Source organism: [Rhizobium] kunmingense (assembly GCF_977018605.1).
This window is the reverse complement of sequence record NZ_CDRNXG010000001.1, coordinates 1146896-1171971: the sequence shown is the minus strand read 5'-3', so window position 1 is coordinate 1171971 and position 25076 is coordinate 1146896. Positions and strand designations below refer to the sequence as shown.

Genomic DNA, 25076 nt, shown 5'->3' with positions numbered 1-25076 from the left:
AAGCCGAATGTCCTATCGAAACGATCACGTCACAGAGAATTGCAATTGCCTGCCAATTCGATTATACGGCAATAAATTCCCGGAAATTGTGGTTGATACCCACGCCCGCGACACCGGCGCGGACGGACAGAGGAACTATATCCATGGCTCAACAATTGCTCATGCCGAAGGCGACCGCAGTCTGGCTCGTCGACAACACGGCGCTTTCCTTCGACCAGATCGCCCAGTTCTGCAAGCTGCACCCGCTTGAGGTGAAGGCTGTTGCCGATGGCGAAGCTGCTCAGGGCATCAAGGGCCTCGACCCGATCGCCACCGGCCAGCTCTCGCGTGACGAGATCGAGCGCGGCGAGAAGGATATCAACTACAAGCTCAAGCTTTCCGAGCCGAAGGTTCGCGTGCCGGAATCCAAGCGTCGCGGCCCGCGCTACACGCCGGTTTCCAAGCGTCAGGACCGTCCGAACGCCATTCTCTGGCTGGTTCGCAACCACCCGGAACTGAAGGACGCCCAGGTATCGCGCCTCGTCGGCACCACCAAGTCCACCATCGAGCAGATCCGCGAGCGCACCCACTGGAACGCCGCCAACCTGACCCCGATGGACCCGGTCACGCTCGGCCTCTGCTCGCAGATCGATCTCGACCTCGAAGTCGAGAAGGCCTCCAAGGGCCGTCCGCTGCCGACCGCTGCCGAACTCGGCGCGTCGCTCCAGCCGGCATCCGAGACGGAAAACCTCGGCTTCGGCGATTACCGCAGCGAGCGCGAGGAAGAGAAGGAAATCGATGCGGACGCCGTCTTCGCAAAGCTCTCCTCGCTCAAGTCGACCCGCACGGAAGAAGAAGACGAGGACGATCGCTTCTAAGCCGTCGTCGGATTGTACAGTTTCAAAGCCCCGGCCAAAACCGGGGCTTTATTTTTTACGTTCAAACGAGTGCTCAGACAGCTGGCTCCGACCGCTTCGCATCATGCGCGAAGCCGTTTTTCCAAAGTGTCTCCTTGACGATATCGAGCGTCGAAGGATCCTCGATCGTCGCCGGCATGGTCCAGGGCAGATCGTCGGCGATCTTCTGCATCGTCCCGCGCAGGATTTTTCCCGACCGCGTCTTCGGCAGTTTCGGCACCACCATCACCGTCCTGAACGCCGCCACCGGCCCGATATCGTGCCGCACCATATCGGCCACTTCCCGGGCGATCTCATCGGTCTCGCGTGAAACATTGCCCTTCAGCACCAGAAAGCCGCAGGGGATCTGCCCCTTGACCCGGTCCTTCACCCCGATGACCGCGCATTCCGCCACATCGGGGTGACGCGCACAGATTTCCTCCATCGATCCGGTGGAAAGCCGATGTCCGGCGCAATTGATGATGTCGTCCGTGCGCGCCATCACGAACACATAGCCATCCTCATCGATAATCCCGGCATCGGCCGTTTTGTAATAGCCGGGAAACTCCTTGAGGCAGTTCTCGCGAAAGCGCGCATCTGCATTCCAGAACGTCGGCAGGCATCCCGGCGGCAGGGGCAGCTTGATGACGATATTGCCGAGCGTCCCCGCCGGCACCGGCTTGCCCATGTCGTCCAGCACATCGAGCGCGTAGCCTGGCATCGGCCGTGTTGGCGAACCGTGCTTGAACGGCATGAGACCCAGTCCCATCGTATTGGCCGCGATCGGCCAGCCGGTCTCCGTCTGCCACCAGTGATCGATCACCGGCACTTTCAGCTTCTGCTCCGCCCATTTCAGCGTTTCCGGGTCCGCCCGCTCGCCGGCCAGAAACAGGGCACGCAGCCCCAGCAGATCATAGTTCTCGACCAGTTCTCCCTCCGGGTCGTCACGTCTTATGGCGCGAAACGCTGTCGGCGCCGTAAACAGCACCTTCACGTCATGTTCCGCCACCACCCGCCAGAAGGTACCCGCATCCGGCGTCCCCACCGGCTTGCCTTCGAAGATGACGCTGGTATTGCCGTTCAGGAGCGGCGCGTAGACGATATAGGAATGGCCGACGACCCAGCCGATGTCCGATGCCGTCCAGAACACTTCGCCCGGCTTCATCCCGAAAATGTTCGGCATGGTCCAGGCAAGCGCCACCATATGCCCGCCATTGTCGCGCACCACGCCCTTCGGCTTGCCCGTCGTTCCGGACGTATAGAGAATGTAGAGCGGATCGGTCGCCGCAACCGGCACGCAGTCGATCTCCCGTCCGCGCGCCTGCGCCACCAGCGTCGCAAAATCCCGCTCGCCCCGCTTTGCATCGAGCGTGACCTGCAGTTGCGGCCTTTGCAGCACGAGACTGTGTTTCGGTTTTGCGGTCGCCATCGCTATCGCCGCATCGACCAGCGGCTTGTAGGCAACGACCCGCCCCGGCTCGAGGCCGCAGCTGGCGGAAATGATCAATTTCGCATCCGAATCGTTCAGCCGCGCCGCCAGTTCCTGCGCCGCGAACCCGCCGAACACGACCGAATGCACCGCCCCGATCCGTGCACAGGCAAGCATCGAAAATATGGCTTCCGGCACCATCGGCATATAGATGACGACCCGATCACCCTTGCCGATGCCGAGATCGCCCAGCACCGCCGCAATCGCCTTCACCTCCGAAAGCACCTCGGCATAGGTAAAGCGCTGCCGCTCGCCGGTCATGGCGCTGTCGTGGATGAAGGCAAGCTGATCGCCGCGCCCCGCGTTCACATGCCGATCGAGGCAGTTGAAGCAGGTATTCGTCTCAGCGCCGACGAACCAGCGCCCATAGACGCCCTGGCTGGCGTCGAAAATCGCATCCGCTGGCCGAAACCAGTCGATCGCACCGGCGGCCTCCCGCCAGAACGCTTCCGGATCGTCCTGCCAAGCGGCATAGACGTCGAAATAGCGGCTTTGCATATGCACCTCCCGTTACATGAGCCGAGCCTGATGCAACAATCTAGGTCAGCCGGGAGGTGCCGGGAACCCCGACGAAGGGGTTAGCCGTATCGGCGAGCACAAAGGCAGCGCCGATACGTTTGGTCTTTACCGTGCGCCAAAAATGGCGGAGCCGACACGTACGCTTGTCGCACCGAATTCGACCGCCGTCTCGAAATCGCCGGACATGCCCATGGAAAGCTTTTCGACGCCGCATTCGGCAGCAAGCTTGGCAAGCAGGGCGAAATGCGGCCCCGGATTTTCATCCGCCGGCGGAATGCACATCAGGCCTTCAACGGAAAGGCCAAGCTCGTTGCGGCAGAGATCGACGAACGCTGCCGTCGCCTTCGGCTCGATCCCCGCCTTCTGCGGCTCCAGCCCGGTATTCACCTGCACATAAAGCTTTGGCGACTTGCCCTGCTTTGCCATCTCCTCCGCAAGCGCGCGGGCAATCTTCTCCCGGTCCACCGTCTCGATCACGTCGAACAGCGCCACGGCTTCGGCCGCCTTGTTGGATTGCAACGGTCCGATCAGATGCAGCTCGATACCCGGCGTCTCGGCTTTCAGCTCCGGCCACTTGCCCTGGCTCTCCTGTACCCGGTTCTCGCCGAACACCCGCTGGCCGGCAGCAATCACGGGACGGATCGCATCCACATCGAACGTCTTCGACACCGCGACAAGCGTCACGCTGCCCGCCGGGCGGCCTGCATAGACCTCGGCCTTTGCGATCTTGCCCTTCACATCTTCGAGCCGCTCTTCGATATCCATGACAAGCATCCTTTTCGCCGTTCTTGTGAGAACAGCGATTAAAGCCCATATGAGCCTCTGCCAAGGGCATTGCGCATCATTCTTGCCGTCCGCCAGGCCTCAAAAACTTGACGCTTGCGGCCATTCATGGTGAAGGTCAGCCCGACTCATTGATCCTGATTTCCCGGAATATCATCCAGATGGCGACTGAACGTTACAACCCGCGCGATGCCGAGCCCCGTTGGCAGCAGAAATGGAACGAGGCGAAGGTCTTCGAGACCGACAACGCCGACCCGCGGGAAAAATACTACGTCCTCGAGATGTTCCCCTATCCGTCCGGCCGCATCCACATGGGCCATGTCCGCAACTATGCGATGGGTGACGTCGTCGCCCGCTACAAGCGCGCCCGCGGTTTCAACGTCCTGCACCCGATGGGCTGGGACGCCTTCGGCATGCCGGCTGAAAACGCCGCACGCGACAACAAGACCCATCCGAAGTCCTGGACCTACCAGAACATCGAATCGATGAAGAAGCAGCTGAAGGCCATGGGCCTGTCGCTGGACTGGTCGCGCGAATTCGCCACCTGCGACGTCGAGTATTACCAGCAGCAGCAGCACCTGTTCATCGACATGATGCAAAAGGGCCTGGTGTACCGCAAGCAGTCCAAGGTGAACTGGGACCCGGTCGACCAGACCGTGCTCGCCAACGAGCAGGTCATCGACGGCCGCGGCTGGCGTTCGGGCGCGCTGGTAGAACAGCGCGAGCTGACCCAGTGGTTCTTCAAGATCACCGATTTCAGCCAGGATCTGCTGGACGAGCTGGATAACCTGGATCAGTGGCCGGAAAAGGTCCGCCTGATGCAGAAGAACTGGATCGGCCGCTCCGAAGGTATGGCGCTGCGCTGGGAAGTCGTTGCTGACACCGCCCCCGCCGGCGAAACCGAGGTGAGCGTCTATACGACCCGCCCCGATACGCTGTTCGGCGCATCCTTCCTCGCCATCGCCGCCGACCATCCGATGGCAAAGGCCGCAGCCGCGAAGAATCCGGCTATCGAATCCTTCGCCGAGGAATGCCGCCGGCAGGGCACCTCGCTCGCCGCACTGGAAACGGCCGAGAAGAAGGGCATCGACACCGGCATCCGCGTCAAGCATCCGCTCGATCCCTCCTGGGAACTGCCGGTCTATGTCGCCAACTTCGTTTTGATGGAATACGGCACGGGCGCCATCTTCGGATGCCCGTCGGGCGACCAGCGCGACCTCGATTTCGCCCGCAAATACGACCTGCCGGTCGTCCCGGTCGTCATGCCGAAGGACGGCGATGCCGCAACCTTCGAAGTCGGCGAGACTGCCTTCGTCGATGACGGCGTCATGATCAATTCCCGTTTTCTCGACGGCAAGACTACGCAGGAAGCGTTCCAAGTCGTCGCCGACAAGCTGGCCGCGCAGCAGTTCGCTGGCGCGCCGCAGGGCGAGATGAAGGTCAATTTCCGCCTGCGCGACTGGGGCATTTCCCGTCAGCGTTATTGGGGCTGCCCGATCCCGGTCATCCATTGCGAAGTCTGTGGCGTCGTTCCGGTGCCGAAAAAGGACCTGCCCGTCCAGCTGCCCGACGATGTCACCTTCGACCTGCCGGGCAACCCGCTCGACCGTCACCCGACATGGCGCCACGTCTCCTGCCCGCAATGCGGACACGATGCCCGTCGCGAGACGGACACGATGGATACATTCGTCGATTCCAGCTGGTATTTCACCCGCTTCACCGCGCCCTGGCTGGGTGAGCCGACCGATCCGAAGGTTGCCAACCACTGGCTGCCGGTCGATCAGTATATCGGCGGTATCGAGCATGCGATCCTGCATCTGCTCTATTCCCGCTTCTTCACCCGCGCCATGCGCGAGACCGGCCATGTGGCGGTCAAGGAGCCCTTCAAGGGCCTCTTCACCCAGGGCATGGTCGTGCACGAAACCTATCGCCTGGGCGGATCCGGCCAGAATGGCGAATGGGTCTCGCCTGCCGACCTGAAGATCGAGGAAGTCGACGGCAAGCGCATGGCGACCATGTTGACCACCGGCGAAGAGGTCACGATCGGCTCCATCGAAAAGATGTCGAAGTCGAAGAAGAACGTCGTTGATCCGGACGATATCATCGCCTCCTACGGCGCCGATACCGCCCGCTTCTTCGTCCTCTCCGACAGCCCGCCGGATCGCGATGTCATCTGGTCGGAAGCCGGTGTCGAAGGCGCACACCGCTTCACTCAGCGCCTCTGGCGCCTGATTTCGGAAGCCGCAGACAACCTGAAGACCGTGGACCCGACTCCGGCTAAGGAAGGCAATGCCGCAGCCGTCTCGCAGCTCGCCCACAAGACGCTGCAGGCGGTTCAGGGTGATCTCGACAAGCTGTCCTTCAACAAGGCCGTGGCGCGCATCTACGAGCTGGTCAACGCGCTTGCCGCGCCGCTGACGGATGTTGCAGCCGGCAAAGGCGATGAAGACTACCGCGCCGCCGTGCGCAACGCCGCCGAAATTCTCGTTCAGATCGTCGCGCCGATGACACCGCATCTGGCTGAGGAATGCTGGACAGTTCTCGGCAATGAAGGGCTGATCTCGCAGGCACCGTGGCCGGCTTTCGATCCGGCGCTCACAGTCGAGAACGACGTCACGCTGCCGGTGCAGATCAACGGCAAGAAGCGCGCCGAATTGACAATCGCGCGCGATGCCGATCAAACTGCCGTCGAGGCGGCGGTTCTCGAATTGGACGCTGTAAAGGCGGCTCTCGAAGGCCGTGCTCCGAAGAAGATCATCGTCGTCCCACAGAGGATCGTGAACATTGTTGCCTGATCGTTCGTCCCTGCCGCGCCGTCTTCCACTCATGCTCGGCCTGGCGCTGTGCGTCGGCCTGGCAAGCTGCCAGGTCCGCCCGCTGCACTCGCAAACCGCGGCAGACACGCCGAAGCTGACCACCGTCGGCTTTGCCGACGCGGATAACCGTATCGCCCAGGTGGTTCGCAACGAGCTGATCTTCCTGGCTGCCGGCGGCAGCGGCGAGCCGCTCAATCCTGCCTATGATCTGGCGCTGAAGGTCACCAGCACGTCATCGAACGTACTGGACGATGACGGTCTGGCGGAAGCCAGCGTCCCCGTGCCCGGCCGCGTCGTCGTCACGGCGAATTACAGCCTGACACGCGTCAGCGACGGCCAGGTCGTCAAGAGCGGCGAACGCCGGTCAGTCTCGCTTGTCGACGTCTCCCGCCAGAGCTTCTCCCGCCTGCGTGCCATCCGTGACGCGGAGAACCGCTCCTCGCGCGAAGTGGCGGAATTCATCCGCGCCGACATCGCCATCGCGCTGTCCAAAGAACCGCCACAGCAGCCGACATGGCAGAAGTAAAGTCGCATGAGTTCGATCGCTTTCTGGAAAAGGGAGCGGAACTCTATCGATTCCATGTCATTTACGGGCCCGATCGCGGGCTCGTCTCCGAGAGGGCAGGGCAGCTTGCCAAACGTAGCGGCGTCGCGCTCGATGACCCTTTCGCGCTTCTCAAACTTGACGTCTCCGACCTGCAGGGCGATCCGGGCCGCCTGATCGATGAAGTGAACGCGCTTGGCCTGTTCGGCGGCGACAAGCTTGTCTGGCTGCGCGGCGTCAATAACGAGAAGCCGGTCCTCGACGCCGTGCAGACGATTCTGGCGCAGGGTGCGCCCGCCAACATGCTGATCATCGAGGCTGGTGACCTGAAGAAGGGGAGTGGGCTGCGAAAGATCGTCGAGCCGGCGAGGACCGTCGCAGTCATTCCGTGCTATGCGGATGACGCACGCGCCCTTAACGGCCTGATCGACAGCGAATTGGCAAGCGAGGACCTTACGATTACCCCTGAGGCCCGCCGGCAGCTGATGGATCAACTGGGCGGAGACCGCGTCGCCTCGCGCAACGAGATCCGCAAGCTGGCGCTCTATTGCCGCGGCATGGGCCGTATCGAGGAGCACCATGTCGACGAGATCATCGGCGACGCCAGCAGTATTTCCGCCGATGACGCCGTCGACGCCATTCTCACCGGCGATCTGCCCTCGTTCAACCGTGCCTTCCAGAAGATCCTCACGTCGAAAACCCCGCTCTTTCTGATCCTCCAGTCCTGCCTCAAACAGTTCCAGCTTCTGGACGTGATGAAGATAGAGATGGAGGAAAAGCGTACGGCCCCGGCGCAGGTGATGCAGACGCTCGGCCGCCACATTCACTTCAAGCGCAAGCCGATCTTCGAGCGGGCGCTTGGCGCATGGCGCCCCGAAGCCGTAACCCGCGAAGCCGAACGCATACAGAATGCGATTCTCACCTCGCGCCAGCGGCAATCGCTGGAATCGAGCATCGTCTTCCACTCTCTGCTCGCCGCAGCACTGCAGGCCCGCAAGCGTTAACGAGAGCGGAAACTCATTTAAATACAGAGAGATAGAAGCTTCTGTCTACCGAAAGAGGCGGGACCTGCCAAGCAGGCCCGATCATCGCCGCTCGAGCAACCGGCAGATTTCCTCAAGCTGTTCGAGCGTCTTGTAGGAAATCCTGATCTGGCCCGGGCCACCCTTGTGATTGATCCTGACTTCCAGGCCAAGCGTGTCGGTCAAGGTCCGCTCCAGCGCAATCGTGTCGGAATCCTTCTGCGCCGACTTGGTTTCGAGCGGCGGCATGCCCTGCGTCTTTATGTCGTTCTGCGCCAGGCGCTCCGCATCGCGCACCGACATGCCCTTGGCGACGACGGCCTTGGCAAGCGCGGTCGGATCGGAAGTTGGGATCAGCGCCCGCGCATGGCCGGCAGACAGCGTGCCGGAAGACAGCATGTCGCGTACGGGGGAGGGGAGCTTCAGCAGACGCAGACTGTTTGCGACATGGCTGCGGCTCTTGCCGATGATGTCGCCGAGATCGTTCTGCGTATAGCCATGTTCAGCGATAAGCTGCTCGTAACCCAGCGCCTCTTCCAGCGGATTGAGGTCGGAGCGCTGCACGTTCTCGACGATGGCGATTTCGAGTGCCGTGCGATCATCGACATTGCGAACGATCACAGGCACTTCGATCAGGCCCGCCAGTTGCGAAGCCCGCCAGCGGCGTTCGCCGGCAATGATCTCGTACTGACCTTCGGACAGCATGCGCGTCACGATCGGCTGCACGATACCGTGCTGGCGGATCGAGCTTGCCAGGTCCTGCAGCTCGTTGTCGTCGAAATGGCGACGCGGGTTGCGAGGGTTGCGCGTGATGTTCTCGATCGGCACCAGCCTGTCGGCACTGACGCTGGAATGCGCAGTCTCATTCGGCATCGGCTGATCCATCTCACCGATCAGCGCCGCCAGACCGCGACCAAGCCGCCTTTTCGAGACATCATCGTTCATTACAAATTCCTCGTGATCGCGAACTGAATGCATGTCGCGAAAATTATGCAGCGCTGTTGCTATACGACATGCAACAAAAGAACGTTAAGCGGCGGCCTTGCGCATTCTTTCCCGTTGGATGACTTCCGACGCGAGCTGCAGATAGGCCTGGCTGCCGGCACATTTCAGATCATAAAGAATAGCCGGCTTACCATAAGAGGGCGCCTCGGAAACGCGGACATTGCGCGGAATGAGCGTCTGATACACCTTCTCGCCGAGATAGGTACGCACATCGCTGACGACCTGCTGCGCCAGATTGTTGCGCGCATCGAACATCGTCAGCACGATCCCCTGGATGTCGAGCTGCGGATTGACGGTACGACGCACCTGATCGACCGTCTCCAGCAACTGGCTGAGGCCTTCGAGCGCAAAGAACTCGCACTGCAACGGCACAAGCACCGAATCCGCCGCCGCCATAGCATTCATCGTCAGCAGATTGAAGGACGGCGGGCAGTCCAGCAGAATGTAGGAATATTTTTCGGAGCCGGCGCTCGACAGCGCCTTCTTCAGTCGAAAGGCGCGATCGGAGGCCTGCGAGATTTCCATCTCGAAACCCAGCAGATCCATCGTCGATGGCACGATCGACAGATGCGGAACCGCTGTCTCCACGGCCGCCTCGCCGACAGACACGTCATCGACCAGAATGTCATAGGACGATACCTTGCGGTCACGCCGGTCAATACCGAGGCCCGTACTGGCATTGCCCTGCGGATCGAGGTCTACGATGAGAACATGCTCGCCAATAGCCGCCAGGGCGGTTGCCAGATTGATGGCCGTCGTGGTCTTGCCGACGCCGCCCTTCTGATTTGCGATGGTGATTATGCGACGCTTGCCGAACATCCTGCACCCGATTCTATGGCATCTTTCGCTGGAGATTACTGATCTCCAAGATGACCGAGTCCGTCTGAATTGAACTTTGATGTTTTACCAAATCAAAATTCCACCCGCTATGCGCTTTATTCAATTCCGACTGGTAATCCCGCCCTTTGTGGAAGAAAGCTGTTGACGAGCGTCCTGCCATCCACGGTTCTGAATAGCCAAGCAGCATATCGAGATCGGCCAGCGCCCGCGCAGAGATGTAATCGCATTCGGGAACGATCTTGACGGCGTCTTCCACCCTGACGGCATGCACACTGCCGCGCGCACCGGTGGAGCTGAGCGCCACCCGCAGGAAGGCCGCCTTCTTGTGGTTGCTCTCGACCAGATTGACCCAGCCTTCGCCACGCTCGGCGAGCATGATCGCCGTAATCACGCCGGGAAAGCCGCCACCGGATCCCATGTCGATCCAGGTTCCGGGCTTCGGCGCCACCGCCGCGATCTGCGCGCTGTCACCGATATGCCTGCGCCAGATATCCTCTTTTGTCGAAGGAGCGACGAGATTGATCGTCTTCGCCCACTTCATGAAAAGCTCGGCAAACAGGTCGAGGCGATCCCGCGTTTCACGTGAAACGCCGGGAATGATCTGGTCTATCAAGATACTTTCCTTATGTCGCGGGCGTCCTTGCGCACAAGCGCCAGAAGCAGCGTCACAGCCGCCGGCGTCATGCCTTCAATCTTGGCCGCCTGCGCAATCGTGCGCGGCCTGGCGCGGCCAAGCTTCAACTTCAATTCATTCGAGAGGCCTGAAATTCCATCGAAATCGAATGCATCCGGAATGACCAGCGCCTCGTCCCGCTGCGCCGAGCGAATATCGTTTGCCTGACGCTCCATATAGACGGCGTAGCCGGCCTCAATCTCCAGAGCCTCGGAAACCTTGGTACCCATCGTCGCCATTTCCGGCCACACCGCCTCGAGCGCCTTTATCGACATGTCGGGGTAGGAGAGGATCTCGTAGGCGCTGCGCCGCTGTCCATCCTTGTTGAGCCGAAGTCCATGCCGATCCGCCTCGTTTGGCGTCATCGAAAGCGAGCGCAACAGCACGCGACCCCGGTCGATCTCGTCGACATAGGTGCTGAATCGTTCGGCGCGCGCCCGGCCGACAAGCCCGAGTTCGACACCCGCCTTGGTCAATCGCAGGTCTGCATTGTCCGCCCTTAGCGACAAACGGAACTCCGCCCGCGAGGTGAACATGCGATAGGGTTCCGTCACCCCGCGCGTGATCAGGTCGTCGATCATCACACCGATATAGGAATCTGTTCGGCTGAACATGTACGGGGCCAGCCCTTGAACCCGCCGCGCGGCATTCAACCCGCCGACAAGGCCCTGCGCGCCGGCTTCCTCATATCCGGTCGTGCCATTGATCTGGCCAACCAGAAACAGGCCGGCTATCGCCTTGGTCTCAAGCGAAAGCTGCAATTCGGTCGGATCGATATGGTCATATTCGATCGCATAGCCGGGATGCAGGATGGCCACATTTTCCAAACCAGGAATTGTTCGGATGAAAGCCTCCTGAACCTCCTGCGGCAGCGAGGTCGAGATCCCGTTCGGATAGACGCTCGGGTCGTCCAGGCCCTCCGGCTCCAGAAAAATCTGGTGGCCGTCACGCTCACCAAAACGGACGATCTTATCCTCGATGGAGGGGCAATAGCGCGGGCCGACGCCTTCGATCTGGCCGGAATACATCGCCGAGAGATGAATATTGTCGGCGATGATCTTGTGCGTCTCGGCCGTCGTCCGCGTCACGCCACAGGCGATCTGCCGGTTTTCGATCCGGTCCGTCATGAACGAGAAGGGTACAGGATCCTCATCCGCATGCTGAGCGTCGATCGTGTCCCAGGCAATGGTGCGCCCGTCGAGACGCGCCGGCGTTCCGGTCTTCAAGCGCCCCAGACGAAGATTGTGCCGCCTCAATGTGGCCGAAAGCCCAACCGATGGCGCTTCACCGGTTCTGCCCGCAGGGATTTTTTCCTGACCAATATGGATTAGGCCGCGCAGAAACGTCCCCGTCGCCAGGACGACGGAACGGCAGGCAATGCGCCGCCCGTCCGCCAGGACGACGGCTTCGATCGCACCTTCATCCGAAAGCTCCAGATCGAACACATCGCCTTCGATAACATCGAGACCGTCGTGTTGAAAAATCTCGCGCTGCATGGCTTCGCGATAGAGGCGGCGATCCGCCTGCGTGCGCGGCCCGCGGACAGCCGGCCCCTTCTTCCGATTCAGCAGGCGAAACTGGATGCCGGCAGCGTCCGCCACCCGGCCCATCAAACCATCCAGCGCATCGATCTCGCGAACCAGATGGCCTTTGCCAAGGCCGCCGATCGCCGGGTTGCAGGACATGACGCCGATCGTATCGCGGCGATGCGTTACCAGCGCCACGGACGCGCCGACACGCGCAGCCGCACTCGCTGCCTCGCAACCCGCATGGCCGCCACCGACGACGACGACGTCGAAACTCATGTCACTCATGAAAACCCCGTGTGTTTCACGTGAATCATTTACCGATGCAGAACTGGGAGAAGATGACATCGAGCAGATCCTCGACGTCGACACGTCCGGTAATCCTGCCAAGCTCATCACCGGCCGCGCGCAGCGCATCGGCCTTAAGCTCCAATCGGTGCTCTTCTAGTGCATTTTCGATGAAGTTGGAAGCGGTCTCTATATAGTCCAGATGGCGCGCCTTGCCGGCCGTCAGGTCAACCGGCGCCGAAGCTACGGCTCTCGCCACGATGACATTGCGCAAGGCGGCAAGTCCCCCTCCGCTGCGGCACGAGATCGATATGTCTATCTCGCCATCGGGGCGCCCGAGGTCCGCCTTGGTCCCCACCGACACGATCTTTGCACGGTCGATGTCGAGAACTTGTTGCGAAGGCGAATCGATGCTTTGGAACATAAGGACGAGATCGGCCTCGGAGGCCGCAAGCTTCGCCCGTCTGATCCCTTCGCGTTCGACGGGATCATCCGCTTCCCTGATACCGGCCGTATCGTAAAGACGCACGAGATAGCCATCCAGATCCAGCTCGACCGTGACGACGTCCCTAGTTGTACCGGCGATATCGGTGACGATGGCCACTTCGCGCTGCGCCATCGCATTCAAAAAGCTCGATTTTCCGGCATTCGGCGCCCCGACGATGGCAACTTTGAAGCCGTTGCGGATAATCTCGGCCGACCGCGAACTTGTCAGCGCATCGCGCATCTCCGCCAGAAGCTTTTCCAGGTCGACGGCGATCAGGTCATTCGCCGAGTCTGGCGCATCCTCTTCATCGGCGAAATCGAGTTCGGCCTCGATCATCGCACGGGCATAGACAAGCCGCTCCGCCCATCGGTTATAGCGCTGAGAAAGCGCGCCGCTGCCCACCTGCATTGCCAGGCGCCGCTGCATTTCCGTCTCCGCCGAGACGAGGTCCGCCAACCCCTCGACCTCGACCAGATCCAGCCGCCCGTGTTCGAAGGCGCGGCGGGCAAATTCTCCGGCTTCCGCCTGCCGCAGACCGATTTCGACCAGTGCCGCGGATATGGCATTGATGACAGCGCGACTTCCGTGGACCTGTAATTCCGCACAATCCTCGCCGGTAAAGGAATGAGGACCGCGAAAGTACAGGACAAGGCCTTCGTCGAGAACTTCACCGTTTCGGTTACGAATCGTTCTCAAGGCCGCCTGACGGGCAGCTGGCACGCTGCCGACCAGCGTTTCGAGTGCAGCAACAGTCATCGGTCCGCTCAACCGCATCACGGCTACACCGGCGGGCGGCTGCCCGCTGGACAAGGAGAATATCGTTGCGTTGCTCATGAAGCCACCTTCCGGTCCATCCGGCGCCAGTGCCGATATCGCAGGCAACCACGACGGCGGCTTGCCTGAAATGCCAAAAGGCGCCCGGATATCGAGCGCCTTTCTGAGTAAAGGAGAATCCGGCTAAGGATCAGGTATTCATCGAGTCGAAGAAATCGCCGTTGTTCTTCGTCTGCTTCAGCTTGTCGATCAGGAACTCGATCGCGTCGGTCGTTCCCATCGGCGCAAGGATACGACGAAGAACGAAGATCTTCTGCAGGTCCTGGCGCTGGACCAGCAGGTCTTCCTTGCGGGTACCGGACTTGAGGATGTCCATGGCAGGGAAGATGCGCTTGTCGGCCACCTTGCGGTCGAGCACGATTTCCGAGTTGCCCGTACCCTTGAATTCTTCGAAGATGACTTCGTCCATGCGGCTGCCGGTATCGATCAGCGCCGTGGCGATGATCGTCAGCGAGCCGCCTTCCTCGATGTTACGGGCGGCACCGAAGAAGCGCTTCGGGCGCTGCAGCGCGTTGGCATCGACACCACCGGTCAGAACCTTGCCGGAAGACGGCACGACGGTGTTGTAGGCGCGGCCGAGGCGGGTGATGGAATCGAGCAGGATGACGACGTCGCGGCCGTGTTCGACAAGCCGCTTGGCCTTCTCGATCACCATTTCGGCCACCTGCACGTGGCGGATCGCCGGCTCGTCGAAGGTCGAGGAAACCACTTCGCCCTTTACCGAACGCTGCATGTCCGTCACTTCTTCCGGACGTTCGTCGATCAGAAGCACGATCAGGTAGCATTCCGGATGGTTGGCCGTGATCGAATGGGCGATGTTCTGCAACAGAACGGTCTTACCCGTGCGCGGCGGTGCGACGATCAGGCCGCGCTGGCCCTTGCCGAGCGGTGCGACGAGATCGATGACGCGCGCCGAATTGTCCTTCGATGTAGGAACATCCAGTTCCATCTTGAAGCGCTCGTTCGGATAGAGCGGCGTCAGGTTGTCGAAGTGAACCTTGTGGCGGATCTTTTCTGGATCGTCGAAATTGATCGTGTTGACCTTCAGAAGCGCGAAATAGCGTTCGCCTTCCTTCGGCCCGCGGATCGGGCCTTCAACGGTATCGCCGGTCTTCAGCGAGAAACGGCGGATCTGCGACGGCGAGATATAGATATCGTCCGGGCCCGGCAGGTAGTTGGCATTGGCCGAACGCAGGAAGCCGAAACCGTCCTGCAGCACTTCCACCACGCCTTCGCCGATGATCTCCACGTCCTGGCTCGCAAGAACCTTGAGGATTGCGAACATCAACTCCTGCTTGCGCATCGTGCTGGCGTTCTCGACCTCGAGCGACTCTGCAAAGGTCAGCAAATCGGTCGGAGATTTGCTTTTAAGTTCTTGGAGCTTCATTTCAGCCATGAAGGAGGGGACCACTTGAGAAAAAAATATGAGGGGATTGGGCGTGTCAGTGAATTTCGGTGCCGCGGAGGAAAATCCGGGGGCAACGACAGTTTACACGCATGCCACGAGATGAAGATGTTGGGAAAATAGCGGTTCATCGACTGAGCCGCAAGGGGGGCACGACGGAAAAACCGCCGCAGACCCTGTTGAGGCCGAGACCAGGCCGCGGAAGCAACGCCTAGAACGGCTTGACGACGACCAGAATGACGATCGCAATCATCAGCAACGTGGGAACCTCGTTGAAGATGCGCCAGAACCTCGTCGTGCGGCGCGGCCTGTCGGCGGCCAGATCACGAACCGTGCGGCTGAAGAACATGTGAACGCCCGTCAGCGCCGCCACCATGGCGATCTTGGCATGCAGCCAGCCGCCCTGGAAGCCGTAGACATCCCAGGCCAGATAAAGCCCCAGCACCCAGCTTACCATCATCGCCGGGTTCATGATGACCTTGAGCAGGCGCCGCTCCATCATCTTGAAGGTTTCCGACTGTTCCGAACCGATATCGGCATCGGAATGGTAGATGAACAGCCGCGGCAGATAGAGCAATCCGGCCATCCACGACATCACCGCAATGACGTGAAACGCCTTCACGTAGAGGAAAAAATCGTCCGGCCGCAAAAGATAGGTCAGCGCGAGAATGATCAGAAAGACCGAAAGCGCGATGAAGGCCCGCACCTTCGCCTTTCCGCCGGCGGCCGCCGAATTTGCCTTCTCCGGCACGCCCATCAGGCCTGCCCCCGCACCCGCTTCACCAGCCTGGTGACGTTTTCCGGATCGGCCTCGGGCGTGATGCCGTGGCCGAGATTGAAGATCAGCGGCCCGTTGCCGAGTGCCTGCAGCACCGCGTCGATACCGTCATCGAGTGCGGCACCGCCGGCCACCATCCGCATCGGGTCGAGATTGCCCTGTACCGGGCCTTCCTTCTGCAGATCAGCGGCAAAGGACAGGGGTACGCTCCAGTCGAGCCCGATCGCATCGGCACCGGTCTTCTGGCGATAGTGGCGCAGGTTCATCCCCGCACCCTTGGCAAAAGCGATGATCCGCGCATTCGGCCGCTTGGCACGAATGATGCCGATCATCCGCGCCACGGGCTTTATCGCAAAATCCTCGAACTCCCGCTCGCCCAGAACACCGGCCCAGGAATCGAAAATCTGCACCGCATCGGCACCGGCATCGATCTGCGCGATCAGATATTCGGCCGAGATTTCGGCAAGCAGGGAAAGCAGGTGTTCCAGCGCCTGCCGGTTGCGATAGCCGAAAAGACGCGCCGGCGCCTGATCCGGCGTCCCATGTCCGGCGATCATATAGGTCGCAACGGTCCAGGGAGCGCCACAGAAGCCGAGCAGGGTGGTTTCCGCTGGCAGCTCCAGCCGCAACCGCCGAACCGTCTCCAGCACCGGTGCCAGATACGTCAGAGGATCATCCGCCTTCAGGGCGAGGATGCCGTCGGCATCGATCGGGTCCATCTGCGGCCCTTCGCCGGGCGTGAACCGCACATTCCGGTTCAAGGCGTCGGGAATGACGAGAATATCGGAGAAGAGGATCGCCGCATCGAAACCATAACGCCTGATCGGCTGCAGTGTCACTTCCACAGCAAAATCAGGCGAATAACAGAGATCGAGGAACCCGCCGGCCTTTGCGCGCGTTTCACGGTATTCGGGCAGATATCGTCCGGCCTGCCTCATGAGCCAGACGGGAGGAGGGGTGATTGTCTTTCCCTCGAGAACCTCGACGATCTTTCTCTGCACAGCGGTCAACGGTCTTCCCTAACTAAAAAATGTAATTTCTAAAGAGTTTCTATTTCTTAGAGTCGGTGAGTATCAAGGATTAAAGTTGCCCCACAGGTTCACAGGTCCGGCAGCGATTTGCCGCTCCGCGCCTAACAGAATCCACAGCGATTGCGCCGACTTGTGGAAAGTCAAAATTAGTGAAGCAATTTCAGTTGCTTGAAATAAGCTGCAATCTCGCGACAAGACTGAACAACCTGTGGACAAATGTCGGCGATGCGACAATTATCCTCGCAAATCACAACCGGGCAAATCCGCTACGCCGCAAAACCGGATCTGTGGAGAACTTGCGAGTTTTCCCGCAGCCCACCCGGTCGCCGGCAAAACGGGTCTGCTTGTCCCGCATTATCAACAGACGGTGAAGATTAGCGTGGAGAACCGCAAAAACTTCTTCCACCTGCACCTCATTTCTGACTCGACGGGGGAGACCCTCATCTCCGCGGGCAGGGCGGCAGCGGCGCAGTTCGAGGGCAGTTATGCGCTCGAACACGTCTATCCGCTGATCAGAAATCGCAAGCAGCTCGCAGCCGTCATGGAAGCGGTCGATGCAGAACCCGGCATCGTGCTCTATACGGTCGTCGATCAGGAGCTGGCTTCACTCATAGATCTCCGCTGCCGTGAACTCGCTGTCCCTTGCGTCAACGTGCTGGAACCGGTCATGACCGTCTTCCAGGCCTATCTCGGTGCGCCGTCCAAACGCCGTGTCGGCGCCCAGCATGCGCTGAATGCGGATTATTTCGCTCGCATCGAGGCGCTCAACTTCGCCATGGATCATGACGACGGCCAGATGCCGGAAACCTACGACGAGGCGGATGTCGTTCTCGTCGGCATCAGCCGCACCTCGAAAACCCCGACGAGCATCTATCTCGCCAACCGCGGCATCAAGACGGCCAATATCCCCATCGTGCCGGGTGTCGATCTGCCGACTGCGCTTTATCAGGCGGTGCGTCCGTTGATCGTTGGCCTCATCGCCACCACCGACCGCATATCCCAGGTGCGGGAAAACCGCGAACTCGGGGCGTCACAGGGCTTCGACCGCACCACCTATACGGACCGTGCCAGCATCAACGAGGAACTGAAATACGCCCGCGCGCTCTGCAGCCGCAACAACTGGCCGATCATCGACGTCTCGCGTCGCTCGATCGAGGAGACGGCGGCCGCCATTCTTGCGCTGCGGCCCCGGCTCAGATAGGTGCCGGAAAACCTTTCGCAGCCGGAGACGATAGCCGACATGCATCTCGTACTTGCCTCATCCAGCCCCTTTCGCCGCATGCTGCTGGAAAATGCCGGCCTGACCTTCCAGGCCCGTGCGGCCGAAATCGACGAGCGTGAAATCGAGGCGTCGGCAGATCATGGCGGTCCCGATAGCGTCGCCAAGGTCTTGGCAAGCGCCAAGGCGCTCGATGTCTCGCGCCATTTCCCCGGCAGCATCGTCATCGGCTCGGATCAAACCATGTCGCTCGGCGATCGCGTCTATCACAAGCCGGCAGATCGGGCCGGCGCGAAGGAGACGCTTGGCACGCTTGCCGGAAGAACCCACCAGCTGAACAGCGCCGTCGCTCTGGCGCTCGATGGTCGCATCGTCTGGGAACACGTCTCGCACGCAAGGCTCACCGCACGCGCCTATGACGAAGCCTTCATCGATCGCTATCTCGATCGCGTCGGCGACAAGGTATTGTCCAGCGTCGGCGCCTATCAGCTCGAAGGCGAGGGCATTCACCTCTTCTCGCAGATCGAGGGCGACTATTTCACAATTCTCGGCCTGCCCATGCTGCCATTGCTCGAAGAACTGCGCCGCCTGGGAGCGATCGATGGCTGACCGGATCAAAGCTCCCGCGGCCTTCGTCACCGGCTGGCCGATCAAGCACTCGCGCTCCCCCGTCATTCACGGCCACTGGCTTAAACAGCATGGTCTTGCCGGTTCCTACTCGGCCGTTCCCGTCACCGAACAGGATTTCCCGGCTTTCATCGCCGCGTTGAAAACCGGCGAAAACCGCTTCTGCGGCGGCAATGTCACCATTCCTCACAAGGAACTGGCCTTCGCCCTTGCCGACCGGCCGGATCAGCTGGCCGAAGAACTCGGCGCCGCCAACACGCTCTGGCGTGAGGATGGCGTCCTCCATGCGACCAATACCGACGGCTACGGCTTTGCTGCCAATCTCGACGATCGCCACCCCGGCTGGGACAAGGTCGACCGCGCCGTCATTCTCGGCGCCGGCGGCGCCAGCCGTTCGGTTATTCAGGCCCTCAGGGATCGCGGCATCGGCGAAATCCACGTCGTCAACCGAACCGTCTCGCGCGCCGCGGAACTCGCCGGTCGCTTCGGATCGTACATCCATGCGCATGCCCTGTCGGCCCTGCCGGAAGTCATGGCCGGTGCCGGCCTCTTCATCAACACCACGTCGCTCGGCATGGATGGCGGCGAGGCCGTCTCCTTCGATTTCTCGATGATGAGGCAGGGCGCTCTCGTGACCGACATCGTCTATGTGCCGCTTGAAACACCGCTCCTGAAACAGGCCGCCGAACAGGGATTCCCGACAGTCGACGGATTGGGTATGCTGCTGCATCAGGCGGTTCCGGGCTTTGAAAAATGGTTCGGCCGCCGCCCGGTGGTGGACGAAGTCCTGAGGAACATCGTCGTGAAGGATATCCAGGCGGCCCCATGATTGTGATCGGCCCATGATTGTCGTCGGATTGACCGGATCGATCGGCATGGGCAAGTCGACGACCGCAAAAATGTTTGCCGACGAAGGAATTCCGGTCAACGACGCCGATGCCGTCGTCCACGCGCTCTATAAGGACGAGGCGGTTGCGCCGATAGCGGTGGAATTTCCCGGTGCAGTTCACCATGGTGCCGTCGATCGGGGGCAGCTTGCTCGGCTTCTTGCCGCATCGCCCGATGGGTTTCGCCGGCTCGAAGCCATCGTCCACCCGCTGGTGCGGCGAAAGGAACACGAATTTCTGCAGGCGCAACGCGCCGCCGGCGCCCAGATGGTGCTTCTCGACATTCCGCTTCTCTACGAGACCGGCGGCGAGGCGCGTGTTGATAGCGTCATCGTCGTCACCTGTGATCCACAGGTTCAGCGGCAGCGGGTTCTTGCCAGAGCGGGCATGACGGAAGAAAAGTTTAAATTGATCCTCGAGCGTCAGGTCCCCGATGGTGAAAAGCGCAAGCGCGCCGATTTCCTTATCGATACGGGTCACGGGCTTGAGGAAGCAAGACAACGGGTAAGGCAGATCATTTCCCTGCTGCGATCAGGAGTACGCCATGAGCGAAGCACGTGAAATCATTTTCGATACGGAAACGACCGGCCTTGAATCGAAGAACGACCGCATTATCGAAATCGGCGGCATCGAGCTGATCAACAATTTTCCGACCGGGAAAACGCTGCATATCTATATCAATCCGGGCGACCGCAAGGTCCATCCGGATGCACTTGCCGTTCACGGCATTACCGACGAGTTCCTGAAGGATAAGCCGAGCTTCGCCGACGTGGCGCAGCAGATCATCGATTTCTTCGATGGCGCCAAGTGGATCGCCCATAACGCCACGTTCGACATGGGCTTCATCAATGCCGAGTTCGCCCGTCTGGGTCTGGCGCCGGTGCCGAACGATCAGGTTGTCGATACGCTTTCCATGGCCCGCCGCAAGCACCCGATGGGGCCGAACTCGCTCGACGCGCTCTGCCGCCGCTATGGTATCGACAACGCCCACCGCACCAAGCACGGCGCGCTTCTCGACTCCGAACTCTTGGCCGAAGTCTATATCGAGATGACCGGCGGCCGTCAGGCCGCACTCGGTCTGACCGGTTCCGACCAGGAAAACACCTCGGAAGATACCGACAATGTCGTCGTCGACAGCAACCGCTCAAGGCCGCGGCCGCTCGCAAGCCGGGTCAGCCAGCAGGAGATCGAAGCGCATGCCGCGATGCTCTCCTCGATGAAGGCCAAGCCCATCTGGCAGAAATACAAGGCCTGAGAGTAACAGGCAGGATAACAAAAAAAGCCCGGCAGAACCGGGCTTTTTCAGTATTCGAACAGAAGAAAATCTTAGCTGTTGAGCGGCTGCACCTTGGCGCGGGTCTGCTCCTCGGCCATGCGCTGCTGGAACATCTGGGCAAAATCGATCGGGTCGATCATCAGCGGCGGGAAGCCGCCGTTGCGCGTCACGTCGGCGACGATCTGGCGGGCAAACGGGAAGAGCAGGCGCGGGCATTCGATGAAGAGAACCGGCAGCATGTGTTCCTGCGGGAAGCCTGTGATGCGGAAGACGCCGCCGTAAACCAGCTCGGCCGCGAACACCACCTTGTCGCCGTCCTTGGCTTCTGCGTTCAGCGAAAGCACGACGTCGAAGTCGGTTTCGGAAAGCGGGTTGGCATTGACGTTCACACCGATATTGATCGCCGGCGCCTGGTCGCGTGCCTGCAGCGAGCGCGGTGCGCCCGGATTTTCGAAGGAAAGATCCTTCGTGTACTGGGCAAGAATGTTGATCGAAGGGCTCGCCGACTGTGTGTTTTCGTCTGCCATTGGATATCCTCGAGGCTGAATTCGTCGAGGCCGTCTAACATCTCGCCCAAATCCTTACAACCCGTCGCGAAATATCCGCGGCCAATCAAGGCATGTCAGGGCTTTTCGTCGCCATCCTTCGCCCAGGGGGAAGAGGGGTTCGGATCGCCGTCCCGGTGGAATTCGTCGTCTTCCAGATCGAGAACCTTGGTCGTCCCGCTGTTGCCGGCATTCGGGCGTGCACCGGCATTGGTCGAACCGGGCGAGGGGCGGCGAAAGCCTGCCCCGCCTGCCGTCCTCACCACAACGAAGCGCTTGCCGATGGAGGACCAGATCGCCCGTCGCACGAAGGGAACAAACAGCGCCAGACCGATGATATCGGTGAGAAAACCCGGCAGCAGCAGCAGAATGCCGGCCACCACGATCATCGCGCCGTCCACCGCCGCACCGGCGGGAATTTCGCCCCGCTGGCTGTCCTCGGAAAGCTTTTTCAGAAGATGCAGGCCCTGCTGCCGCAGCAGATAGGCGCCGAGCAGTCCCGTCAGGATGACGAGCGAGAGCGTCCACCACAGACCGAGCGTTCGACCGACCACGACGAAGCCGGCGATTTCGGCCAGAGGCCAGGCGAGAAGGAGGACAAGAGGCAAAATTGGGCGCATGATCCGTCAATGGTTATGAACGACGTGTTTTAAGCTCACACCTTCGCTATTTGAAGATGGCGATATCCAGCCTATATGAGAATGAGAATTCAACTTTTAAACGGTAATCGCGGGTTATTATGGGCTCAAACGACTTGATTACACTCTTTTTCCTTGTTGCCGCCGTCCTGATCTTCCTGCAACTGCGCAGCGTTCTCGGTCGGCGCACCGGAAATGAGAAACCGCCCGTGGACCCCTACAGCCCGCGTGACGTGCTGAAGAACCAGGGATCGCCGGATGACGGCAAGGTTGTGACCCTGCCCCGCAAGGAGGCCGGCGACGAGGATCAGCGGCTTTCCGACGCGGACGCCATGGCAAAGCCGGGCACCACCCTCAATGACGGCCTGAAAGCCCTCATCAAGGCCGACCCGTCCTTCCAGCCGAAGGAATTCCTCAACGGCGCCAAGATGGCCTATGAAATGATCGTGATGGCCTTTGCCGATGGCGATCGCAAAACCCTGAAGGGCCTTCTCTCGAAGGAAGTCTTCGAAGGTTTCGATGCCGCCATCCGGGATCGCGAATCGCGCGGTGAAGTGGTCAAGTCCACCTTTGTCGGCATCGACAAGGCCGCCCTCACCGGCGCCGCCCTCATCCAGTCCGAGGCCCAGGTCACCATCCGCATCGTCAGCCAGCTGATTTCCGCCACGCTCGACAAGGACGGCAAGATCATCGACGGCGATCAGGAGGCCGTGGCGGAAGTCACCGACATCTGGACCTTCGCCCGCGACGTGCGTTCGAAGGATCCGAACTGGAAGCTGATCGCCACCGAATCCGAGCAATGACCAGCACCGCGCCGGGATACCGCCTCAAACCCGTATCCTTTTGCGACCTTCCGGGGTGGGCTGGTGATGATCCAAGCCCACTCTTCGACGCCATGGCGCGGTCGCTTGCCCACATCCGGGACGTAAAACCCTATCGCACCGGCGCACTCGGCCTGTCAGCAGATGATCTCCTTCCCCTGCTGGAGGCAGCTGCATCTCACGATCAAGATGCCGGTCCGGAGCAGGCACGTCGTTTCTTCGAAGAACGCTGCACCCCTTTCCTCATCCGCCGCGATGACGATAAGCCCGGTCTCGTCACCGCCTTCTACGAACCCGAGGTCGAGGTAGCGGTGGCACAGGATGAGACCTGGGCCCATCCCTTCTATTTCCGCCCCGGCGATCTCGTCGATATCGACGACGACACGCGCCCCGCTGAATTGGACTCCGGCTACATGTTCGCCCGCGACACCGGATCTGGCATCACCGCCTATCCGGACCGCCGAGCCATCGATCAAGGCTACCTTGAAGGAAAAGGCCTCGAAATCGCCTGGGCGCGCTCGAAGGTCGATGTCTTTTTCGCCCATGTCCAGGGGGCAGCGCGGCTGCGTTATCCCGATGGCCGTATCCGTCGCATCACCTATGCCGCCAAGGCCGGCCACCCGTTTTCACCGATCGGCAAGCTGCTGATCGATCGCGGTGAAATTGCCAGCGACAATATCTCGATGCAGAGCATCCGCGCCTGGCTGACGATGAATCCGGCTAAGGTTGATGAGGTCCTCTGGCACAATCGCTCCTACATCTTCTTCCGCGATGCCGATGTCTCTTCCGGGGACCTCGGCCCGATCGCAGCCGCGAAGGTCCCGCTCGTTGCGGGTCGCTCGCTTGCGGTGGATCGCATGATCCACACATTCGGCTTCCCCTTCTTCATCCACGCCCCGACCCTCATCCATCTCGGCGGCGGAAAGCCCTTTTCCCGGCTCATGCTGGCGCTTGATACCGGCTCTGCTATCGTCGGTCCCAGCCGCGGTGATATCTTTACCGGTTCAGGCTATGAAGCCGGCGAACAGGCAGGCACGGTGAAAAACGCGGCGGACTTCTATATCCTCGTGCCGAACACGGCGGCGGCAAGATACGGATCATGAGCGGACGGGCATGAGTAGCGGACGCAAACTCAATTCCGAGGAACGGATACTCTGGGGCAAGGTGGCGAAATCCACGCGGGCCATGCCTGGCCGTGAACGCGACATCCTTGCCTTCGAGACCGAACTCGCCGCCCGCGCGGCCGAGGACGATGCGCAGGCCGCCGCAAGGCCGCGTGAAGTCGCCGAAAAGCCGGTCGAACAGATAGGCAAGGCAAAAAAGCCGAGCGGTTTCCATCAGCCGCTCGAAAAGCCGACGAAGAAGAAGCTGGCCAAGGGCCGCCTCGCGATCGAGGCGCGGCTCGATCTTCATGGCCTGTTTCAGTCGGAAGCTCACGATCTGCTTCTCGACTTCATCTACCGTGCCCATGATCGCGGCCTGCGCCACGTCCTCGTCATCACCGGCAAGGGCTCGTCCATGGGCAGCGAAGGGGCGCTGCGCCGTGCGGTTCCCCTATGGTTTTCCAAGCCCGAATTCCGCTTCCTGATCTCGTCCTACGAATGGGCTGCAAGGCACCATGGCGGCGAGGGCGCGCTCTATGTCAGGCTTGCCCGCGTCGGCCAGGTCTCCCTATGACGCCGTTTGGCCAGGCGCTCCGGCAGTTGCGCGAACGCAAGGGCGTCACCCAGAAGGCGCTCGCCCAGGCGATCGGCGTCACGCCCGCCTATCTTTCGGCGCTCGAACACGGCAAGCGCGGCAAGCCGACATTCGAACTTCTGCAGCGCATCGCCGGCTATTTCAATATCATCTGGGATGAGGCCGAGGACCTTTTCGCGCTGGCCGACGGGTCGGCGCCGCGCGTTACGGTCGATACCTCCGGCCTGCCGCCGCAATACACCGTTCTCGCCAACGAACTGGCCAAACGGATTCGCAGTTTGCAGCCTGACGTGGTAGAGGATATGCTGAATATCCTGAAGCGCCCCTCTTAGCCGCTTTTTCTTGAGGAACTCCACGGCTTTCCTGCCGTATCGGCTTGGCTCGACCTTTAGAAGCCGTGCGGGATTTCCTATATATTTGGACCGGACCCGGCGGTGATTCGCGCGTCAC

The 25076-nt window shown here is 60.8% G+C and carries 25 protein-coding genes; 13 read left to right on the top strand and 12 right to left on the bottom strand.

Annotation, left to right across the window (positions count from 1 at the left end):
- The first annotated feature begins 143 nt into the window (after positions 1 to 143).
- The gene (locus AC0JZ4_RS05850; RefSeq protein WP_471885479.1) at positions 144 to 857 is read left to right on the top strand and encodes a DUF1013 domain-containing protein; all 714 of its coding nucleotides are present in this window, start codon (positions 144 to 146) and stop codon (positions 855 to 857) included.
- Between the two features lie 73 nt (positions 858 to 930).
- Here the strand turns inward: AC0JZ4_RS05850 and AC0JZ4_RS05845 are convergent, their stop codons facing one another.
- Both AC0JZ4_RS05845 and AC0JZ4_RS05840 read right to left on the bottom strand, forming a co-directional pair.
- A complete protein-coding gene (locus tag AC0JZ4_RS05845; protein ID WP_471885478.1) occupies positions 931 to 2862 on the bottom strand; it encodes a propionyl-CoA synthetase in 1932 nt (643 codons plus the stop codon).
- A gap of 126 nt (positions 2863 to 2988) precedes the next feature.
- Entirely contained in the window at positions 2989 to 3648 is a 660-nt protein-coding gene (locus AC0JZ4_RS05840; RefSeq protein ID WP_471885477.1) for a YggS family pyridoxal phosphate-dependent enzyme, read from the bottom strand.
- 179 nt (positions 3649 to 3827) lie between these two features.
- On the opposite strand from AC0JZ4_RS05840, the gene leuS reads away from it, so the two are divergent.
- The 3 genes from leuS to holA are packed head-to-tail and all read left to right on the top strand — an operon-like array spanning position 3828 to position 8030.
- Positions 3828 to 6461, top strand: coding sequence for a leucine--tRNA ligase (leuS, locus tag AC0JZ4_RS05835; protein WP_471885476.1), 2634 nt, complete (start codon positions 3828 to 3830; stop codon positions 6459 to 6461).
- A complete protein-coding gene (locus AC0JZ4_RS05830) occupies positions 6451 to 7008 on the top strand; it encodes a hypothetical protein (protein WP_471885475.1) in 558 nt (185 codons plus the stop codon). Before leuS ends, AC0JZ4_RS05830 begins: the two co-directional genes overlap by 11 nt.
- A complete protein-coding gene (gene holA, locus AC0JZ4_RS05825) occupies positions 6996 to 8030 on the top strand; it encodes a DNA polymerase III subunit delta (protein ID WP_471885474.1) in 1035 nt (344 codons plus the stop codon). Before AC0JZ4_RS05830 ends, holA begins: the two co-directional genes overlap by 13 nt.
- An 81-nt stretch (positions 8031 to 8111) precedes the next feature.
- Here holA and AC0JZ4_RS05820 read toward each other — a convergent pair whose 3' ends face one another.
- The 8 genes from AC0JZ4_RS05820 to hemE form a co-directional block, all read right to left on the bottom strand.
- Entirely contained in the window at positions 8112 to 8993 is an 882-nt protein-coding gene (locus AC0JZ4_RS05820; protein WP_471885473.1) for a ParB/RepB/Spo0J family partition protein, read from the bottom strand.
- 84 nt (positions 8994 to 9077) lie between these two features.
- Positions 9078 to 9872, bottom strand: coding sequence for a ParA family protein (locus tag AC0JZ4_RS05815; RefSeq protein ID WP_471885472.1), 795 nt, complete (start codon positions 9870 to 9872; stop codon positions 9078 to 9080).
- A 13-nt stretch (positions 9873 to 9885) separates the two neighbouring features.
- Entirely contained in the window at positions 9886 to 10503 is a 618-nt protein-coding gene (gene rsmG / locus AC0JZ4_RS05810) for a 16S rRNA (guanine(527)-N(7))-methyltransferase RsmG (protein WP_471887805.1), read from the bottom strand.
- Positions 10503 to 12371 carry a tRNA uridine-5-carboxymethylaminomethyl(34) synthesis enzyme MnmG gene (gene mnmG, locus AC0JZ4_RS05805; protein ID WP_471887804.1) on the bottom strand — a complete coding sequence of 623 codons (1869 nt, stop codon included), beginning with the start codon at positions 12369 to 12371 and terminating at the stop codon, positions 10503 to 10505. The genes rsmG and mnmG overlap by 1 nt, the downstream gene beginning before the upstream one ends.
- Before the next feature lie 34 nt (positions 12372 to 12405).
- Positions 12406 to 13701 carry a tRNA uridine-5-carboxymethylaminomethyl(34) synthesis GTPase MnmE gene (gene mnmE / locus AC0JZ4_RS05800; protein WP_471885471.1) on the bottom strand — a complete coding sequence of 432 codons (1296 nt, stop codon included), beginning with the start codon at positions 13699 to 13701 and terminating at the stop codon, positions 12406 to 12408.
- 130 nt (positions 13702 to 13831) lie between these two features.
- On the bottom strand, positions 13832 to 15097 hold the full coding sequence (gene rho, locus AC0JZ4_RS05795; protein WP_471885470.1) for a transcription termination factor Rho: 1266 nt from the start codon (positions 15095 to 15097) through the stop codon (positions 13832 to 13834).
- A gap of 220 nt (positions 15098 to 15317) precedes the next feature.
- Positions 15318 to 15863 (bottom strand): protoporphyrinogen oxidase HemJ, encoded by a 546-nt coding sequence (hemJ, locus tag AC0JZ4_RS05790; RefSeq protein ID WP_471885469.1) that lies wholly within the window; start codon positions 15861 to 15863, stop codon positions 15318 to 15320.
- Complete coding sequence (gene hemE / locus AC0JZ4_RS05785; protein ID WP_471885468.1) at positions 15863 to 16894, bottom strand: uroporphyrinogen decarboxylase; 1032 nt, start codon at positions 16892 to 16894, stop codon at positions 15863 to 15865. The genes hemJ and hemE overlap by 1 nt, the downstream gene beginning before the upstream one ends.
- A gap of 400 nt (positions 16895 to 17294) precedes the next feature.
- Between hemE and AC0JZ4_RS05780 the strand changes: the two genes are divergently transcribed.
- From AC0JZ4_RS05780 to dnaQ, 5 genes are read left to right on the top strand one after another with little or no spacing between them, the layout of a single operon-like run.
- On the top strand, positions 17295 to 18116 hold the full coding sequence (locus AC0JZ4_RS05780; RefSeq protein ID WP_471885467.1) for a pyruvate, water dikinase regulatory protein: 822 nt from the start codon (positions 17295 to 17297) through the stop codon (positions 18114 to 18116).
- A gap of 39 nt (positions 18117 to 18155) precedes the next feature.
- Entirely contained in the window at positions 18156 to 18743 is a 588-nt protein-coding gene (locus AC0JZ4_RS05775; RefSeq protein WP_471885466.1) for a Maf-like protein, read from the top strand.
- On the top strand, positions 18736 to 19590 hold the full coding sequence (locus AC0JZ4_RS05770; RefSeq protein ID WP_471885465.1) for a shikimate dehydrogenase: 855 nt from the start codon (positions 18736 to 18738) through the stop codon (positions 19588 to 19590). Before AC0JZ4_RS05775 ends, AC0JZ4_RS05770 begins: the two co-directional genes overlap by 8 nt.
- Before the next feature lie 13 nt (positions 19591 to 19603).
- Positions 19604 to 20209, top strand: coding sequence for a dephospho-CoA kinase (gene coaE / locus AC0JZ4_RS05765; RefSeq protein WP_471885464.1), 606 nt, complete (start codon positions 19604 to 19606; stop codon positions 20207 to 20209).
- Positions 20193 to 20903 carry a DNA polymerase III subunit epsilon gene (gene dnaQ / locus AC0JZ4_RS05760; protein WP_471885463.1) on the top strand — a complete coding sequence of 237 codons (711 nt, stop codon included), beginning with the start codon at positions 20193 to 20195 and terminating at the stop codon, positions 20901 to 20903. Before coaE ends, dnaQ begins: the two co-directional genes overlap by 17 nt.
- A gap of 71 nt (positions 20904 to 20974) precedes the next feature.
- Here dnaQ and secB read toward each other — a convergent pair whose 3' ends face one another.
- Together secB and AC0JZ4_RS05750 are read right to left on the bottom strand one after the other, a co-directional pair.
- The gene (gene secB, locus AC0JZ4_RS05755; protein ID WP_471885462.1) at positions 20975 to 21451 is read right to left on the bottom strand and encodes a protein-export chaperone SecB; all 477 of its coding nucleotides are present in this window, start codon (positions 21449 to 21451) and stop codon (positions 20975 to 20977) included.
- Between the two features lie 95 nt (positions 21452 to 21546).
- Positions 21547 to 22089: an FxsA family protein gene (locus AC0JZ4_RS05750; protein ID WP_471885461.1), complete on the bottom strand. Its 543-nt coding sequence runs from the start codon at positions 22087 to 22089 to the stop codon at positions 21547 to 21549.
- 119 nt (positions 22090 to 22208) lie between these two features.
- On the opposite strand from AC0JZ4_RS05750, the gene AC0JZ4_RS05745 reads away from it, so the two are divergent.
- Genes AC0JZ4_RS05745 through AC0JZ4_RS05730 form a run of 4 tightly spaced genes read left to right on the top strand, consistent with a single transcriptional unit; the run spans position 22209 to position 24958 of the window.
- Entirely contained in the window at positions 22209 to 22910 is a 702-nt protein-coding gene (locus tag AC0JZ4_RS05745) for a Tim44/TimA family putative adaptor protein (RefSeq protein WP_471885460.1), read from the top strand.
- Positions 22907 to 24031 (top strand): murein transglycosylase A, encoded by a 1125-nt coding sequence (mltA, locus tag AC0JZ4_RS05740; RefSeq protein ID WP_471885459.1) that lies wholly within the window; start codon positions 22907 to 22909, stop codon positions 24029 to 24031. The genes AC0JZ4_RS05745 and mltA overlap by 4 nt, the downstream gene beginning before the upstream one ends.
- A gap of 10 nt (positions 24032 to 24041) precedes the next feature.
- Positions 24042 to 24605 carry a Smr/MutS family protein gene (locus AC0JZ4_RS05735; RefSeq protein ID WP_471885458.1) on the top strand — a complete coding sequence of 188 codons (564 nt, stop codon included), beginning with the start codon at positions 24042 to 24044 and terminating at the stop codon, positions 24603 to 24605.
- A complete protein-coding gene (locus AC0JZ4_RS05730) occupies positions 24602 to 24958 on the top strand; it encodes a helix-turn-helix domain-containing protein (protein ID WP_471885457.1) in 357 nt (118 codons plus the stop codon). The genes AC0JZ4_RS05735 and AC0JZ4_RS05730 overlap by 4 nt, the downstream gene beginning before the upstream one ends.
- Positions 24959 to 25076: the final 118 nt, after the last annotated feature.